Origin of the sequence: Providencia sp. PROV119 (assembly GCF_028482435.1) — a bacterium.
GTDB lineage: Bacteria > Pseudomonadota > Gammaproteobacteria > Enterobacterales > Enterobacteriaceae > Providencia > Providencia stuartii.
In genome coordinates, this window is record NZ_JAMPQL010000028.1 from 60799 (window position 1) to 73038 (window position 12240).

17 protein-coding genes are annotated in these 12240 nt (G+C 44.1%); all 17 read right to left on the reverse strand.

Annotated elements, in window-relative coordinates:
- Positions 1 to 284 precede the first annotated feature (284 nt).
- The 17 genes from PSF11_RS18745 to PSF11_RS18825 all read right to left on the reverse strand — a co-directional run bounded on the left by PSF11_RS18745 (position 285) and on the right by PSF11_RS18825 (position 11584).
- A complete protein-coding gene (locus PSF11_RS18745) occupies positions 285 to 971 on the reverse strand; it encodes a DUF6246 family protein (RefSeq protein ID WP_171831163.1) in 687 nt (228 codons plus the stop codon).
- 51 nt (positions 972 to 1022) lie between these two features.
- A complete protein-coding gene (locus PSF11_RS18750; protein WP_036943358.1) occupies positions 1023 to 1778 on the reverse strand; it encodes an Ig-like domain-containing protein in 756 nt (251 codons plus the stop codon).
- 67 nt (positions 1779 to 1845) lie between these two features.
- Positions 1846 to 2214 (reverse strand): phage tail termination protein, encoded by a 369-nt coding sequence (locus PSF11_RS18755; RefSeq protein WP_052127995.1) that lies wholly within the window; start codon positions 2212 to 2214, stop codon positions 1846 to 1848.
- Positions 2211 to 2576, reverse strand: coding sequence for an HK97 gp10 family phage protein (locus PSF11_RS18760; protein ID WP_163768498.1), 366 nt, complete (start codon positions 2574 to 2576; stop codon positions 2211 to 2213). Before PSF11_RS18760 ends, PSF11_RS18755 begins: the two co-directional genes overlap by 4 nt.
- A 1-nt stretch (position 2577) precedes the next feature.
- A complete protein-coding gene (locus PSF11_RS18765) occupies positions 2578 to 2946 on the reverse strand; it encodes a hypothetical protein (RefSeq protein WP_061064238.1) in 369 nt (122 codons plus the stop codon).
- Positions 2943 to 3344 carry a DUF7370 family protein gene (locus tag PSF11_RS18770; RefSeq protein WP_053110924.1) on the reverse strand — a complete coding sequence of 134 codons (402 nt, stop codon included), beginning with the start codon at positions 3342 to 3344 and terminating at the stop codon, positions 2943 to 2945. The genes PSF11_RS18765 and PSF11_RS18770 overlap by 4 nt, the downstream gene beginning before the upstream one ends.
- Positions 3345 to 3399: 55 nt before the next feature.
- Positions 3400 to 3573, reverse strand: coding sequence for a hypothetical protein (locus PSF11_RS18775; RefSeq protein WP_053110925.1), 174 nt, complete (start codon positions 3571 to 3573; stop codon positions 3400 to 3402).
- 10 nt (positions 3574 to 3583) lie between these two features.
- On the reverse strand, positions 3584 to 4678 hold the full coding sequence (locus PSF11_RS18780) for a major capsid protein (protein ID WP_272682866.1): 1095 nt from the start codon (positions 4676 to 4678) through the stop codon (positions 3584 to 3586).
- A 14-nt stretch (positions 4679 to 4692) separates the two neighbouring features.
- The gene (locus PSF11_RS18785; protein ID WP_154599038.1) at positions 4693 to 5139 is read right to left on the reverse strand and encodes a gp53 minor capsid family protein; all 447 of its coding nucleotides are present in this window, start codon (positions 5137 to 5139) and stop codon (positions 4693 to 4695) included.
- Positions 5139 to 6413, reverse strand: coding sequence for a hypothetical protein (locus tag PSF11_RS18790; protein WP_061064240.1), 1275 nt, complete (start codon positions 6411 to 6413; stop codon positions 5139 to 5141). The genes PSF11_RS18785 and PSF11_RS18790 overlap by 1 nt, the downstream gene beginning before the upstream one ends.
- A 2-nt stretch (positions 6414 to 6415) precedes the next feature.
- Positions 6416 to 7345: a phage minor head protein gene (locus PSF11_RS18795; protein ID WP_272682867.1), complete on the reverse strand. Its 930-nt coding sequence runs from the start codon at positions 7343 to 7345 to the stop codon at positions 6416 to 6418.
- Positions 7281 to 8651: an anti-CBASS protein Acb1 family protein gene (locus PSF11_RS18800; protein WP_154599039.1), complete on the reverse strand. Its 1371-nt coding sequence runs from the start codon at positions 8649 to 8651 to the stop codon at positions 7281 to 7283. Before PSF11_RS18800 ends, PSF11_RS18795 begins: the two co-directional genes overlap by 65 nt.
- Positions 8651 to 9895 (reverse strand): PBSX family phage terminase large subunit, encoded by a 1245-nt coding sequence (locus PSF11_RS18805; RefSeq protein WP_272682868.1) that lies wholly within the window; start codon positions 9893 to 9895, stop codon positions 8651 to 8653. Before PSF11_RS18805 ends, PSF11_RS18800 begins: the two co-directional genes overlap by 1 nt.
- Positions 9876 to 10298: a DNA-packaging protein gene (locus PSF11_RS18810; RefSeq protein ID WP_272682869.1), complete on the reverse strand. Its 423-nt coding sequence runs from the start codon at positions 10296 to 10298 to the stop codon at positions 9876 to 9878. The genes PSF11_RS18805 and PSF11_RS18810 overlap by 20 nt, the downstream gene beginning before the upstream one ends.
- 54 nt (positions 10299 to 10352) lie before the next feature.
- Positions 10353 to 10613, reverse strand: coding sequence for a DUF2560 family protein (locus PSF11_RS18815; RefSeq protein ID WP_072502867.1), 261 nt, complete (start codon positions 10611 to 10613; stop codon positions 10353 to 10355).
- A gap of 15 nt (positions 10614 to 10628) precedes the next feature.
- Positions 10629 to 10784: a hypothetical protein gene (locus tag PSF11_RS18820; RefSeq protein WP_181795777.1), complete on the reverse strand. Its 156-nt coding sequence runs from the start codon at positions 10782 to 10784 to the stop codon at positions 10629 to 10631.
- A gap of 32 nt (positions 10785 to 10816) precedes the next feature.
- Entirely contained in the window at positions 10817 to 11584 is a 768-nt protein-coding gene (locus tag PSF11_RS18825) for a KilA-N domain-containing protein (protein WP_150376455.1), read from the reverse strand.
- Between the last annotated feature and the right edge of the window lie 656 nt (positions 11585 to 12240).

The window sequence follows — 12240 nt, forward strand, 5'->3', positions numbered from 1 at the left end:
TCATTTTCATGCCTTATCAAATTGCTAAATATACCTTGGAGTATATTAGAGTTTTTAAGTTAACTTAACAACCCCGGTTGTGAAGATAGTCTACCCATAACACTTCAAAGACTATCGGCCTAACTATCAAAAGAGACATAGCTAGACTCTTGCTAGACTATGAGCAATCCACACCTACATAAAAATAACTCGTAGAATGCAACCATAGCGCCAAACCACTGTATACATACACAATGATACCTAGTTGGCGCATTGATACTAGGGCATTGCTGCCCTACTTAGTGTTATTTCCTACTCACCAATCGGCGCTTACCTGTTGCCAGATCTTCATTACGCTGGTCATCGGCTTTCATGATTTCATCATATTCTTCGCGAGTGAAACCCTTCTCGTCTGGATATTTAGCTTTTAGCATCATGACGAACTCGGTCATGGTTAATTGCTCCGCCTCCTCACGACTCATTCCAAAATGAGCTCGAGCAGCATTGATGTACTCAATAGCATTAAAGCTATCTGTAAATTCGTTTTTACCTTCGTTACGCTGAAGCTTTCTAACCTTTACTTTGCCAACAATGCCATGCATCATTAACTCATTAGCCAACACAATTATGGATGTGACAGGCATCTTGCCTAGCCTGTATGTTGAGCCATTTCTACTTGGCTTCCACTCGCCTATCAGCTCATCGCAATCATCATTACAGCAAGCTTGCATTACCATCATTGATGTTGATAAAACGCTGCGTCCGTAGGCTGGTTTTTTTAACGCTCTAAATAGCCAATCAGGAACCTCTCCATAAGCATGTTTGGCGCGAGCAATTAATGCCTGAGCCTCCGCCCCGCTTATCAGAGTAAGTGCATTAACAATCTGCTCTGGCGTTCCTATTCTTGTCATCGCATCAAATGAAGGCTTGAAAAAATAATCTTTGTCAGGCGTTGATATTATGAATTCGCCATATTCCTTTCTTGCTGCCATTTTTCCCCCTGAAAATATTATCAAGGGCACTCGAAAGCACCCTTTGTAATATTAAGCAGCCGTGACAGTGACTACACACTTAGCTGTTTTCGCACCATCTTCAGATGTGACAGTTACATTTGCTGTTCCTGCTGCTACGCCTGTGACAGTGACAACATTCGCTAGCTTACTTACTGTTGCAAAGTTGGTCTTATCACTTACAACCGTGTAGCTCTTATTGGTTGCATCTGTTGGCGTGAAGTTAACTGTGAACGTGCCTGTTTCACCTGCTTTTACGCTCAATGTTGCGGGCGTGACTGACACTCCTGTTACTGCAACTTCCTCAACTAGCCATTCAATCGAGTCAGCATCAGATACTTTTAACTCTCCCGAGTAAGTGGCGATTTCTGATGCTGGAAACTCAGAAGACCAAGATGTGAATACAAAATACCCTTGAAGAACAACAGCATCCTCTCCAGTGAAGTCCATCTGCACCCAATAAGCAGGCTGGCGACCCATTTGCACTTCTTTAGGGATCTCCTGTAATAGCTTTAATGGCCCAAAGTCAGTATCTTTGTCTCTCTTGCGATACTCTCCGTCGAATGAGATAGAGAGATCCATGTTGGTAACAATGTTTTCTATTAGGCCTTTTGTATCGTCTGCCTCTGACGTAATCGAATTTGGTGATAAATCAAAGGACTTTGTTGTAATCGCGCCAATCCGCTTAAATGCAGACTGCGCTGGAACTTGGTCAGGGCAGCCAGGAGCAATACGAATAACTGCATTGCGCCCAATCAACTTGTTAGTTTGTACGGGGCAGTTAGCCATGTTTTACCTCTTTCTATAGAAAATAAAAAAGGCCGCACATTGGCGACCTAGTTTGAGATTTGTTTGTTTATGATAAGCAGCGGAATGAGAGCCTGAATATCGTTCGGTTTTCTGTGGTTACAATTCCTGATGGCAACCCACCCATGTTAAAAACTGAGTTGAGATTACAGTCACTAGGATTTGCCGCGACATATTTGAGTATTTCATCAGCGCGAGTTAATGCGGGGATTGGGTCATCTTGTGCGGACACGAGAATAACATCTACATAATCATCTGCACTCAACTCACCCAACCGACCAGAACCACTAGCAGGACGGATAACAATATATTGCTGGATTTTAGTTTCTGGACGCTCTTTCCAGTCTAAGCGTTGAACAATGAATCCATCAGTAAGTCCACCGCGCTTTAAGTAGTCAAGAAAATCATCAATAATCACACTCTCAGCTCCCTTGTTATCACTTCATGTATGCGAGACTCGGACTCTTCAAATGCAGATTTCAAAAACTCTTTTTTTGCTGAACTGCGCTTAAAGTTTTGCTTCACTTTAGGATCATGGACATACACCGCATAACTTGCGCTATAACCCACACGCCCTGTTATCCGAGTGCCGTTTATTTTCGTTTCTCTGAACTGAGAGTTAATCAATGTTGATGTATCGATGGGGGTATACACAGCAGACAGCTCAGCACCGACAAGGATCGCTTTATGTATTGCTGTTTCCGCTTTTTTTGTTGTTGCGTTAATAAACGCTCGTGTATTGCGCCTTGCACGGTCAAGCCCTCTAACTCTGCCAGCCATATCAAGTCCTTATTTCATAATCGGGATCTTCCCCGAAAAAGCTCATATCATCTTCTTTAACTGTGATGATGATGTCAGCTCCTGCGACTCTAGGGTCAGATTGAGAAGTGGTATCGCCTTTGGCAATGTAGAAACCTCGCTCTGGCTTTTGTACATCTACGCCGTTGCGTTTTAACTCAGTGAAAAATACGTTGTTGGTAACAAACTCTTTCCCCATGTCATCTTTCACAACTTCATTGCTAGATTGCCATGTGCAGTCAATAAGATAAGGAAGCCCGTAGGTGGTTTCATCCCCCCACTCGCCGCCACCATGAATGACAGGGTAAACAGTAGCGACATTGGTATATGACCAGTTAGCGGTAGTGCTCATCGACCACCTCCACACATGCAGCCACCTTTAGCTATCCACAATCCAGCATGTGCTGTTTGGGTCGGGTCAGAGGGGATTAGACCATTAGCGCATCCGTACTTATCTAAGCTACGTAGAAGCGATATAGCCGCTTTCCATCTATCACCAAAGGATTGATACCGAAATGACCGTGACGCACCGTTGGGGGCTGATTGCGAGCTGATATACTTATCACCCTGACCAAGTGCCATCAGCGCAAGCAAATACATCTGAATCAATAGTGCGGTTGCCTCTGGATAATGCTTATCAAGGCATTCCTGAATGCTGCCTACCTGCTCAATCAACGCGTCGAGAATAAAATCAGGCAACTCTATGCCCTGCCCCGTCAGGTATTCTTTGGCTTGCTCTTTTGTGATCATGATTACCTCACAAAGCAAAGCCCTCTTTCGAGGGCATAAAAAACCGCTTTCGCGGCTATTCTTCTTTGTCTTTCTTCGACTTGGCTTTCGGTGTGGATGGGACTAATTCAGCAGCCTCAATTGATAACTTCCGAACATTTGGTTTCAGTGCGGGGTGAAGGCTTTCAATATCAACAACCTCACCTTTTTCGACACCATACCAAGGGATAATAACTTCATACTTAGCCATTTTTATCTCCTTAGCTCAGTTTCGCGCCATAAACCACGCCAGACTTACCTTCGCCATCACGAGTGATTTGCAGACCTGCCGCGCACATGATTTGGAAATTGTAGTTATCCTGTGGCATAAAACGAGGCTTAGGAACAACACCAGTCGCCATGCCAACTAAAGGAGTCACCACATCTTTGCGACGCTGATACGCAATGAACTCAGTACCTTTAAGCGCATAAGTCGGGCGAATTTCTTTCACGCCAGCATACGGCAGTAATGTATCGATAACACGACCATTCACTACGCTATTACCAGCACCTGCGCCAACCGCAACCACTGTAGGCTTAATCAGGTTACCCCATGCCTCATAGCTCACCCACATAACATCGTAAGCGTCTACTTTGTTGTTGAATGCAGTCTGGCCGAACGCACCACCAAAACCAAAGAACGCTAACAATGCAGGCAAGTCAGCAGTGGTTAAATCGATATTAGCACCAGAAGCTCCCAAGTCGATTTTCGCTGTGTTGCGGTGATTCTTCATGCCTTGGCCTTTGTAACCATCAACGCTGATTTTGTCGTCACCATTCAGGAAGTAATTAACAATTTTCTTGTTGAATTGGCGCATCTTCGCGGTTTGAGAATCTAACACTAAGTCGATGCCAACAGTGCTTAGCCCTGCCGCATGACGCCAGTTAACACCATAACCTGCGGTGAATACTGGAATTGGGTCACCGTCTGAGTCGTATCCAGTGTGATCATGCGAATATGGTGCTTGACCATCGATGCTGATTGATACGTCATCAGCAATATCGCCAACCACGTTATACAGTTTCGCTGTTTTGCCAATTGGTAACACTGTTTGCAGGCCCATTAAATCATTGACGATTTCCATGCCTGTTTCTTGGTCGCGGAGTTGGATAATATTACGGTCAATCTCAGCCCAAAATTCACGAGTGAAGCCGCCAACTTGGTTTGCCGCTAACGTCTCACCGTCCATCACGTTCCGATACTGGTTAATCATCAAGTTATGTTGCGTGTTATAGATATTACGTGTAGCCCATAGGCTATCCCACTGACGTTGCAGTCGGCTATTTGTTGCTAAAGTTTCAGCAGTATAAAACATGTTTTTTCCTTTTATTAATCAGTAGTTGCAGTAGCTACAGTGCCAACACGAAAGCGAACACGAATGAAATCATCATCTTTTAGCGTCACTTCATCTTGAGAGTAGCCAATTACTGATTCTGTATCAGCAGATGCAAGAGCGCCTTTACCATCAGCACCGAGCTTGATCGGAGAGTCTTTTTTATAAGTTCCAGCAGGAACCAATACAGCCAACTCTCGACCTTCTTCTACATACTCACCGACAACAGAGTCACCAGCAGGAATAGCATCACGAATTGTCAGACCTTGGTGATACGCTGGATTGGTAATGTAGATGCGACCAGTTAATGCTGTGGCTTGTGCAAACTCATCATCTGCATCAATAACCACGAAAGTACCGGGCAACACATTCGCCTTTGCTGCGCGTGTTTCTGTGATTGATTTGCCGTCAAGATTTACACGGCGGTAACGACTAGTGGTCATTATTGAGCTCCCTTAAAGTATTCCGCTGGGTTTGGTGCGCCAACTTGCTCTTGCTGTGCGACTGAGTTGCCAGCTAATGATGCTGCTTCACCGAGTTGCTTGTGCATATCGATTAATGCTTGGCCTTGTAGTGAATTTGCAACCACTTCGCCATATTTAGCTGCTACCTCTTTGCGCATTTCGGCTTCTTCTGCACGTTGGTTTGCGGTTAATGATTCTTCCAGCTTCTTGTGGTTAACCTGTAACGCATCAACCTTTTCATTGATTGGCTTTAGTTGCTCAGCAAGGTTCGCTGCTAATGCCTGAGCAATATCACCTACGAGTTCTTTCTTTTCTTCTTGAGTTAAAGGCATGTCGCCCTCCGTACTGTTATTGATTGCAGGGCTTGCCTGCGGTTTACTGAATACCGATTTAAGTTTATTTGTTACCACTTTGACCCATGACTCTTGGCGCTCCACTTCTTCGCCTTGAGTATCAAATGTGATAACGCCATCTTCGTTAGTGTAGGAATGCAATTTGGCCGTGCCGTTATCTACGATGATGACTGCGTGTGTATCAGTGAAATCAGATACCCATACAAACTCATTACCAGTAGCAAACTGCTTGCGAGCCGCCATCGTTAACTTGTGTTCTTTCTCGCGATAGGTTTCGCCAGTAAGCGCACCGTTATTGATTTGCATCTCAGTTGCTTGGTCAGCATTAACCATCATCCCAACACCTTGAGTTGGTGTTGCTGCACCAGATTCATGAAGTAATATTGCGTCATGATCCATGCTGTGAATTTTTGCAATCCAGTTATAGCCTTGCGCTTTCTGTTCTTCGTTGGCTTCGAGTTTCTCCAAGAAAACAGCCACGCTGGTATGAATTGGCTCTGAGCTTTCTCCGCTTTCCAGCGCTTCTACCCTTGCCAAAACTTCGCGACCACCTTCAGATTCTTTTGCCTTGTTTACATCAATCCACTTTTCGACATAGATTCGATTACCGACCTTCTCTACATTTCGATTCCACGCCCCAATATGCCCCTGATTGATGCCCTCAGCCGACAAAGCTGATACAAACTCACCATTTACCGTCGGATGCCCAAGTGGAGCAAGAGTGCCTTCTAGACCTCTGTAATGAGCATCGATTTCAGTGCTTGGATACAATCCGCCATTCATGATCACGTTTGCTGGCAGTGTGTAACTCGGGATGATGATGTGCTCACGGCCGTTATAGGTTTCACGCCTGATTGATGCGCTATTAACCTTGGTCGTGACGTTTACTTGAATCGGCATCGTTATTCCTCCGCCCATTGGTAACCACGTTCTTTCATGGTTTCTTTTTCCTCTTTCAGTTTATTGAGCAATGTATCGTTGTAAGGCCTACCTTCTTTGTCGGTCAGAATAGTCACCGTCGAGCACTTGCAGTTAATTGAATTGCCATCTCTAGCCCACCAATCACGCTGCTCGTCAGTAGTAAATATTTTGCCGTGACGTGACGCATGATTAGGTCGTGTTGTTGGACTAAGCGCGGATATGTGGACCTGCCGAGTTTCAAGGTTTAGAACTTCACTAGCCTCATCAGCCTCATCCATTCTGGCTCGGCGTAATGCCGTTGTGATTTCCGTTCTGGCCACTCGATTAGCACGACGGATTTCTATGCCTGATTGCTCATTCAGATTTCTAGCAACTTCACGAGGATTTAGCCCCCTCGCTATACCATCGGTAAGAATACGCGCCATATCTGCTTTGACTTGCGCAGACAGCCCTTTCATTTCTTCAAACACCCTAGCCCGAACTAACGCCATCCGAAGCTGATAAGGCTCACTAAGCAATATCGTTGCTACGCTTTGTTGCGTCGCTGCATATACTGTCGATTGCTGCGCTAGGTTTGCATATTCCTGCGCCGTTCCTCGCTCATATGCTGTGCTGACGTACTCATTGAAAAAGAAGTTATTGAATTCACCACCCTGCAATAACACCTCATCGACCATGAGCTCACCGTCTCTCAGGATGATTGACAGATAATTAGGGTCTAGGTCGAATTGGTATTTTTTATTAACTACGGGCTCGGATGGGATTCTATTGAGTAGCTGTATGTAGCCTTGTGATACTTTTTTAATGCGCTTTGCAAAGGCTTTCATTGCTCCGCGCTCCAATTTATCAACCGCTGTCGGATCGGCTTTCGTTCCTACTCTTATCGCGGTCCTTATCTTCTGGATTTTCATCGAATTCACCTAGCGGGTCGCTACCATCATTCTCATACCCTGCTGCCGTTCTAATCTCTTCAACGGTGAATACAGGCTCGCCAGTTGCTAGTGATGCTTGATTTATACGGCTCATCTTTTCACCACTATCGAGCTTCTCAGTAGCTGATTGCTCGTTCAGGTCATCCCAAATAACCGTTTTCTCAACAATAGGCTCTAGAACCTTGATTCGTGTTAAGTGGTCAATGAAGTCCTCTATTTCGAATGAAAGCTCACCCTCCCTGCGCGACTGACAGCGTGAATTGAAATACTTCTGGTCTTCGGTGCTCGCTCTTTCACCTGTTTGCATGCCGACAAGTATTTTCGATGGGATGTCCATTGCTGCGGCGGCAGTTTGAAGATTGACGTTATATGTAGGAGTTGGGTCTGATACAGCAGTAACTAACGGGTTCACGTTAGCGCCCTGAGTGATCAGAACTGCGTCATTGCCTATGTTGATTTCCCTAGCGACATCGTTATAAATCTCCTGCAACTCTGACGTTTCAACGCCGTATGCTCTTGCTAAATCATCAATTTTGGCTTCTTTGTCAAAGTTAACTGATAGCTGTCTGGCGGCATTCTTGAGGAATGACTCACCAGAACCGCCCTCAACCTTTTCAAGGCTCACAAATGCGTTGTATGCCGGCTCAAGGAAGCCAATCGCATCAATGGAGTAATCACCAAGAATGAACACTCGGTCAGGATGAATATTGATATTCCTAGTTCCACCATTCGGTAATGACTCGGTGTATTGCCACATCTTAGGCTGACCGTAATCAGACGAGTTAATATCAGTCACCCATTCAGTAGGTTTTATCGCACTAGCCCATGCAGGAGTAACCTTTCTCAAAAGCTTGGAGGCTTTAACCGGCTCGTGCCATTTACCATTGTCATTGATGTGAAGGATTAGGCCAGAATAGCGACCTACAAGACGACGCTGATCTGCCTCTTTAAACTCTTTCCATATGCGCTTGTTAATTGTTTTTTTGAAAGATTTTTCCCAGACAGTCTCATCTTTAGATTTATCTGCTTTTTCACCTTCAATAACCTGTGGTGCTGTTTTCCAGCATGTACCAATTAGTTTAGTCACTCCGCCGTATGCAATCCCACCACGGCGAAATAGTTTGTATAAATCATCAAAGGTTAAATCTTGTTTAAATCCGTATTCACACCAAGCTGATGATCGCTTAGCATCAAGCCCCATGGTTGGATTTACCAAAGCCATACGGGCACGAGCTATCGCATCATTCACTAAGTGATTGACGGCTAGTTTCATGTTTTCTTGCATTATCGCCTCAGTAATCTTTTTGGAACCAGTAGGCCTGCGTTAGATTTTTGCGTGATATACCCATCAAGCCCATATCTAACCGCATCCCAGCAGTGGTTATACGCATCCTCAATGACGGGAAGCACTTCACCAGTGATGCGGTCTGTTTTGTATGAGTAGAGACGGGCTTCTTTTGCTGTTTCTTTACAGCGAGGATGGATGATAATTTGCTTGAAACCACGCAAGTATGTGATGCCATCTTCTACGCTGCCCTGCCACTTTTTAGCGGCTGAAATATTAAATCCCTGTCGCTTTAAATAGCTGATTGTTTCCGGTCTTGCGGAGTCAGCTTTGATGGGCCACTTACGAGCTTCGGGTATTTCATCGTAAAAAGCTGGCATGTGGTCAAGTTCAACACCTACGCCATAAGCCTCGCGCTCGATGTATAAGCAATCATCCAAGATGAACATGCGAATAAGCGTGTTAGGGTCTTTCGCAAAACCAAAGTCGGCACCGAACAGTAATCTATCTGCTTTCTGCCATAAATCATCAGGAAACGATTGAACAACGTATTTATTTGCCAATACTTGCTTGTCAGAGTTTTCAAGATAAGCGCCTTCCCATATCCACGCATAAGTAGCGGCATCTAGTCTAGCTTGGTCATTCAGGCGCTCTTCTTCTAACACGGAAGGAAACCATGGGTTATCATCGTAGTTCATCTCGACAATGATTGCGTTATCGGGTGGCTCCTTTCTAAATCGCTTGTCTGTTGCACTGCCATCTTTCTCAGGGTTCCATGTCACCCATATTTCAGAACCAGCTTCACGAACAGTGGGGGTCAGTTTCGTCCATGCCGTCTCTGACACGGATTCAGCCTCATCAACCCATGCGATTAATATTCTCGCCTTGGATTTGATACTGTCCAGATTATGCCGGAGCCCTGCGAATACATAGCTAACAGAGCGGCATTTAGTACGAATGTATTTCTCACCGAGCTCATAGAAGTCATTGAGCCAAGGCACAGACCTAATCGCCTGCTTAACCTCTTCCATGGATGATTCTTCTAGCGAGTTCATGTATTCACGAGCACAAAGTATTACGCCAGATTGACCATTCATTGCAGCCATATAGCCACGAATAGCTGTCATTAATGCGAATGTTCTTGTCTTTGCTGAGCCACGCCCACCATGTGAGCAGCGATAGCGATAGTTACCTTCGAATGCTGGAATTAATTTAGGCGGTATTTCAATCCTCGCTACCGTCATTGTTACCTCCTGCAACCAGAACTATTTTTGTTGGTGACATTGAGCTATCGGAGGATTTGTGATCCACTTCCTGCTTCTCACTATAGCCATGATTGGCAAGCATCAACTTAGTTATTGTTGAGTTGAAATCACCAGATAATCCACTATTAATTAGCTTCATTTCCTGAAAAGCCATAATTCCGTCTAACGTGTCCGAAAACTCATGACCTAACTCACTATCCTGCTTTGCATATTCATAAACAGTAGAGCGAGCAATGCCTAGGTAACAAGCTAAACCTGCGATACTTGGTATTACCTGACCTTCGTTTTCTTTATAACCGCCATATAGATATTCCTTTGCCTTAGCGATTAGATCGTCAGTCAGTTTGCTAGGGCATCCAACCTGATTTGATTGCTGTCCCATAATGTTTCCCTCATAACAAATTAGAAAGCCCACCATGATGAGCTTTGTGATTGGTTATTCTGCTACTTCATCGTTGAATAACGTTTTCTTTGTTTCCTGCACTCGCTGATAGACAGAGTCAACTTTCGTTAGCGTGTCTACGCTGCCGTTATCAAAGTTGCCGTTGTTGCTATTCCACAGTTGGACAAATAACTCATATTCAAGTTGGTCGTCGTTGATGAGCTTAATTGCCTTTGCTGTTGCTGCGGTGTTATTGCCTGTTAGCCTAAGTAAGCCTAAGCGGATTTTCTCTTTTGCTGTTAGTTCAGTAGTCATGCTTTACCTTATTATTTAACTGCTTATTTCTACTTCCTCACCCTCAAGAACGAGTTCTTTCTTGAAGCATAAATTCGCTAACCAATCCATATGAAAAATGGCAGCGATAATTAAAACTGGCTTCATGAATGGACGAAGCGACATCTTGTATGTGATGATTCCTGTTTTCATATTCCACCCAATAAAAAAGGCCGCTGAGCGACCTATTGTAATGTTACAGTGTGTGATGGCTGCCGATTACTTGGAAAGACTAGAAGTCCCTGCATTCCTGACTTTCCAAAAGCCTGAACGCATCTAGCTTCAAAATCTTTATAGTCAATGCAACCGTTAGCTAAAGTAGTGACAGCGACTAATTGATCCTGCACCAGTTGTAAAGCTTCTGGTTTTAGGTATTGGTGTATTTTATCTTTACTGTCCTTTGCCATCTGCTTAGCTTCTTCATAAACAGAATCAGGTAGTACAGCCTGATATACCCACTTAGCTGTTATCATCCCAAATAACGATGGGCAACCGCCGACATGACCAGAATAAGGCAAGCCAGACATTCGGCTTAATGCTTGATAGAAAGGTTGTTGAAAACGCTTTTCCCATGATGTTGGCTTATCAAGTAAGAATATCGCATTGATTCTCTCATCGTTATAAACTGACATATTGCCACGGATAAGAGCATCAATTTGTTCATCACACCATATTTCAAAATCAACGGACAGCCAGCGAGCGAAACGCACGGCTAATTTAGAGTGTAGCCATGTTCCGCCACCCCTATCTTTCCTAGCTTTGCTAGTTTTTACATACGGGATTTTCCCGTATCTACCTTCAAGTGCTTGAATATAGGCTATTGTTTCAGGAAGTCTGACCCACTCATTGGGCACTTTCCCAAATTTAGCTGCTATATCGGTAGCATTGATCCATCCGTCGTTATTAAAACGCACAGGGTGCCCATCATATTCGAGAGGAATAATATTATTCATAACGTATTACCTACATTTGAAATGAACCCTCGTTCACATAGGAAATCAGCCCGTCGAAGCTCGCCAGCTATAACTGACTTCCTCGAAGGCTCATATCAAAGTGATTGGATTCGACGTTTTAGAATTGCTCTGTGAATGAGCGGTGAAATGCGTAAAGTTCGCAGCTTAGCGATACTCTGCTAAGCAACTTCTAGTCTGTTCCTAGCAGTCAAGATAGCGATCACCCCCTTAAATGGTGGGATAATTACACCTATTAAAAAGCTTCTGATTCATTGGAAGATAAATAAATTTACATAATTAAACTTATTTTTAACTACCATGTAACTAATTGAATAAACTCTGTATAGAATTAGTGCCGTCCTTAAGATGTACACAGCAAAGATAATTTCCTTTTCAAGCCTCAACACCAGGGGCTATTTTTTTGCCATTAAAAAGCCCCTGATTTCTCAGAGGCTCATTATTCGCTTGCATATTTTGAATGCGTCAACTACATTTAATGTGATATTCATTAGTTCAACAGATGTACTTAGCCCGCGGTGTGTGGGCTTTTTTTATTCTTTCGGAATGCTTTTATCCAGTTCTTCCCGGAATTGATCTGGCTTATCAAAACCCTGCGTTGCCATGATATTTCTCCATTAAAAAGCCCCGCTATTTTT

Bases quoted from the DNA above. Each gene is read 5' to 3' on its own strand.
- PSF11_RS18745 (WP_171831163.1), bottom strand. From the start codon at position 971: ATGGCAGCAAGAAAGGAATATGGCGAATTCATAATATCAACGCCTGAC.
- PSF11_RS18750 (WP_036943358.1), bottom strand. From the start codon at position 1,778: ATGGCTAACTGCCCCGTACAAACTAACAAGTTGATTGGGCGCAATGCA.
- PSF11_RS18760 (WP_163768498.1), bottom strand. From the start codon at position 2,576: ATGGCTGGCAGAGTTAGAGGGCTTGACCGTGCAAGGCGCAATACACGA.
- PSF11_RS18765 (WP_061064238.1), bottom strand. From the start codon at position 2,946: ATGAGCACTACCGCTAACTGGTCATATACCAATGTCGCTACTGTTTAC.
- PSF11_RS18770 (WP_053110924.1), bottom strand. From the start codon at position 3,344: ATGATCACAAAAGAGCAAGCCAAAGAATACCTGACGGGGCAGGGCATA.
- PSF11_RS18775 (WP_053110925.1), bottom strand. From the start codon at position 3,573: ATGGCTAAGTATGAAGTTATTATCCCTTGGTATGGTGTCGAAAAAGGT.
- PSF11_RS18780 (WP_272682866.1), bottom strand. From the start codon at position 4,678: ATGTTTTATACTGCTGAAACTTTAGCAACAAATAGCCGACTGCAACGT.
- PSF11_RS18785 (WP_154599038.1), bottom strand. From the start codon at position 5,139: ATGACCACTAGTCGTTACCGCCGTGTAAATCTTGACGGCAAATCAATC.
- PSF11_RS18790 (WP_061064240.1), bottom strand. From the start codon at position 6,413: ATGCCGATTCAAGTAAACGTCACGACCAAGGTTAATAGCGCATCAATC.
- PSF11_RS18795 (WP_272682867.1), bottom strand. From the start codon at position 7,345: ATGAAAATCCAGAAGATAAGGACCGCGATAAGAGTAGGAACGAAAGCC.
- PSF11_RS18800 (WP_154599039.1), bottom strand. From the start codon at position 8,651: ATGCAAGAAAACATGAAACTAGCCGTCAATCACTTAGTGAATGATGCG.
- PSF11_RS18805 (WP_272682868.1), bottom strand. From the start codon at position 9,895: ATGACGGTAGCGAGGATTGAAATACCGCCTAAATTAATTCCAGCATTC.
- PSF11_RS18810 (WP_272682869.1), bottom strand. From the start codon at position 10,298: ATGGGACAGCAATCAAATCAGGTTGGATGCCCTAGCAAACTGACTGAC.
- PSF11_RS18815 (WP_072502867.1), bottom strand. From the start codon at position 10,613: ATGACTACTGAACTAACAGCAAAAGAGAAAATCCGCTTAGGCTTACTT.
- PSF11_RS18820 (WP_181795777.1), bottom strand. From the start codon at position 10,784: ATGAAAACAGGAATCATCACATACAAGATGTCGCTTCGTCCATTCATG.
- PSF11_RS18825 (WP_150376455.1), bottom strand. From the start codon at position 11,584: ATGAATAATATTATTCCTCTCGAATATGATGGGCACCCTGTGCGTTTT.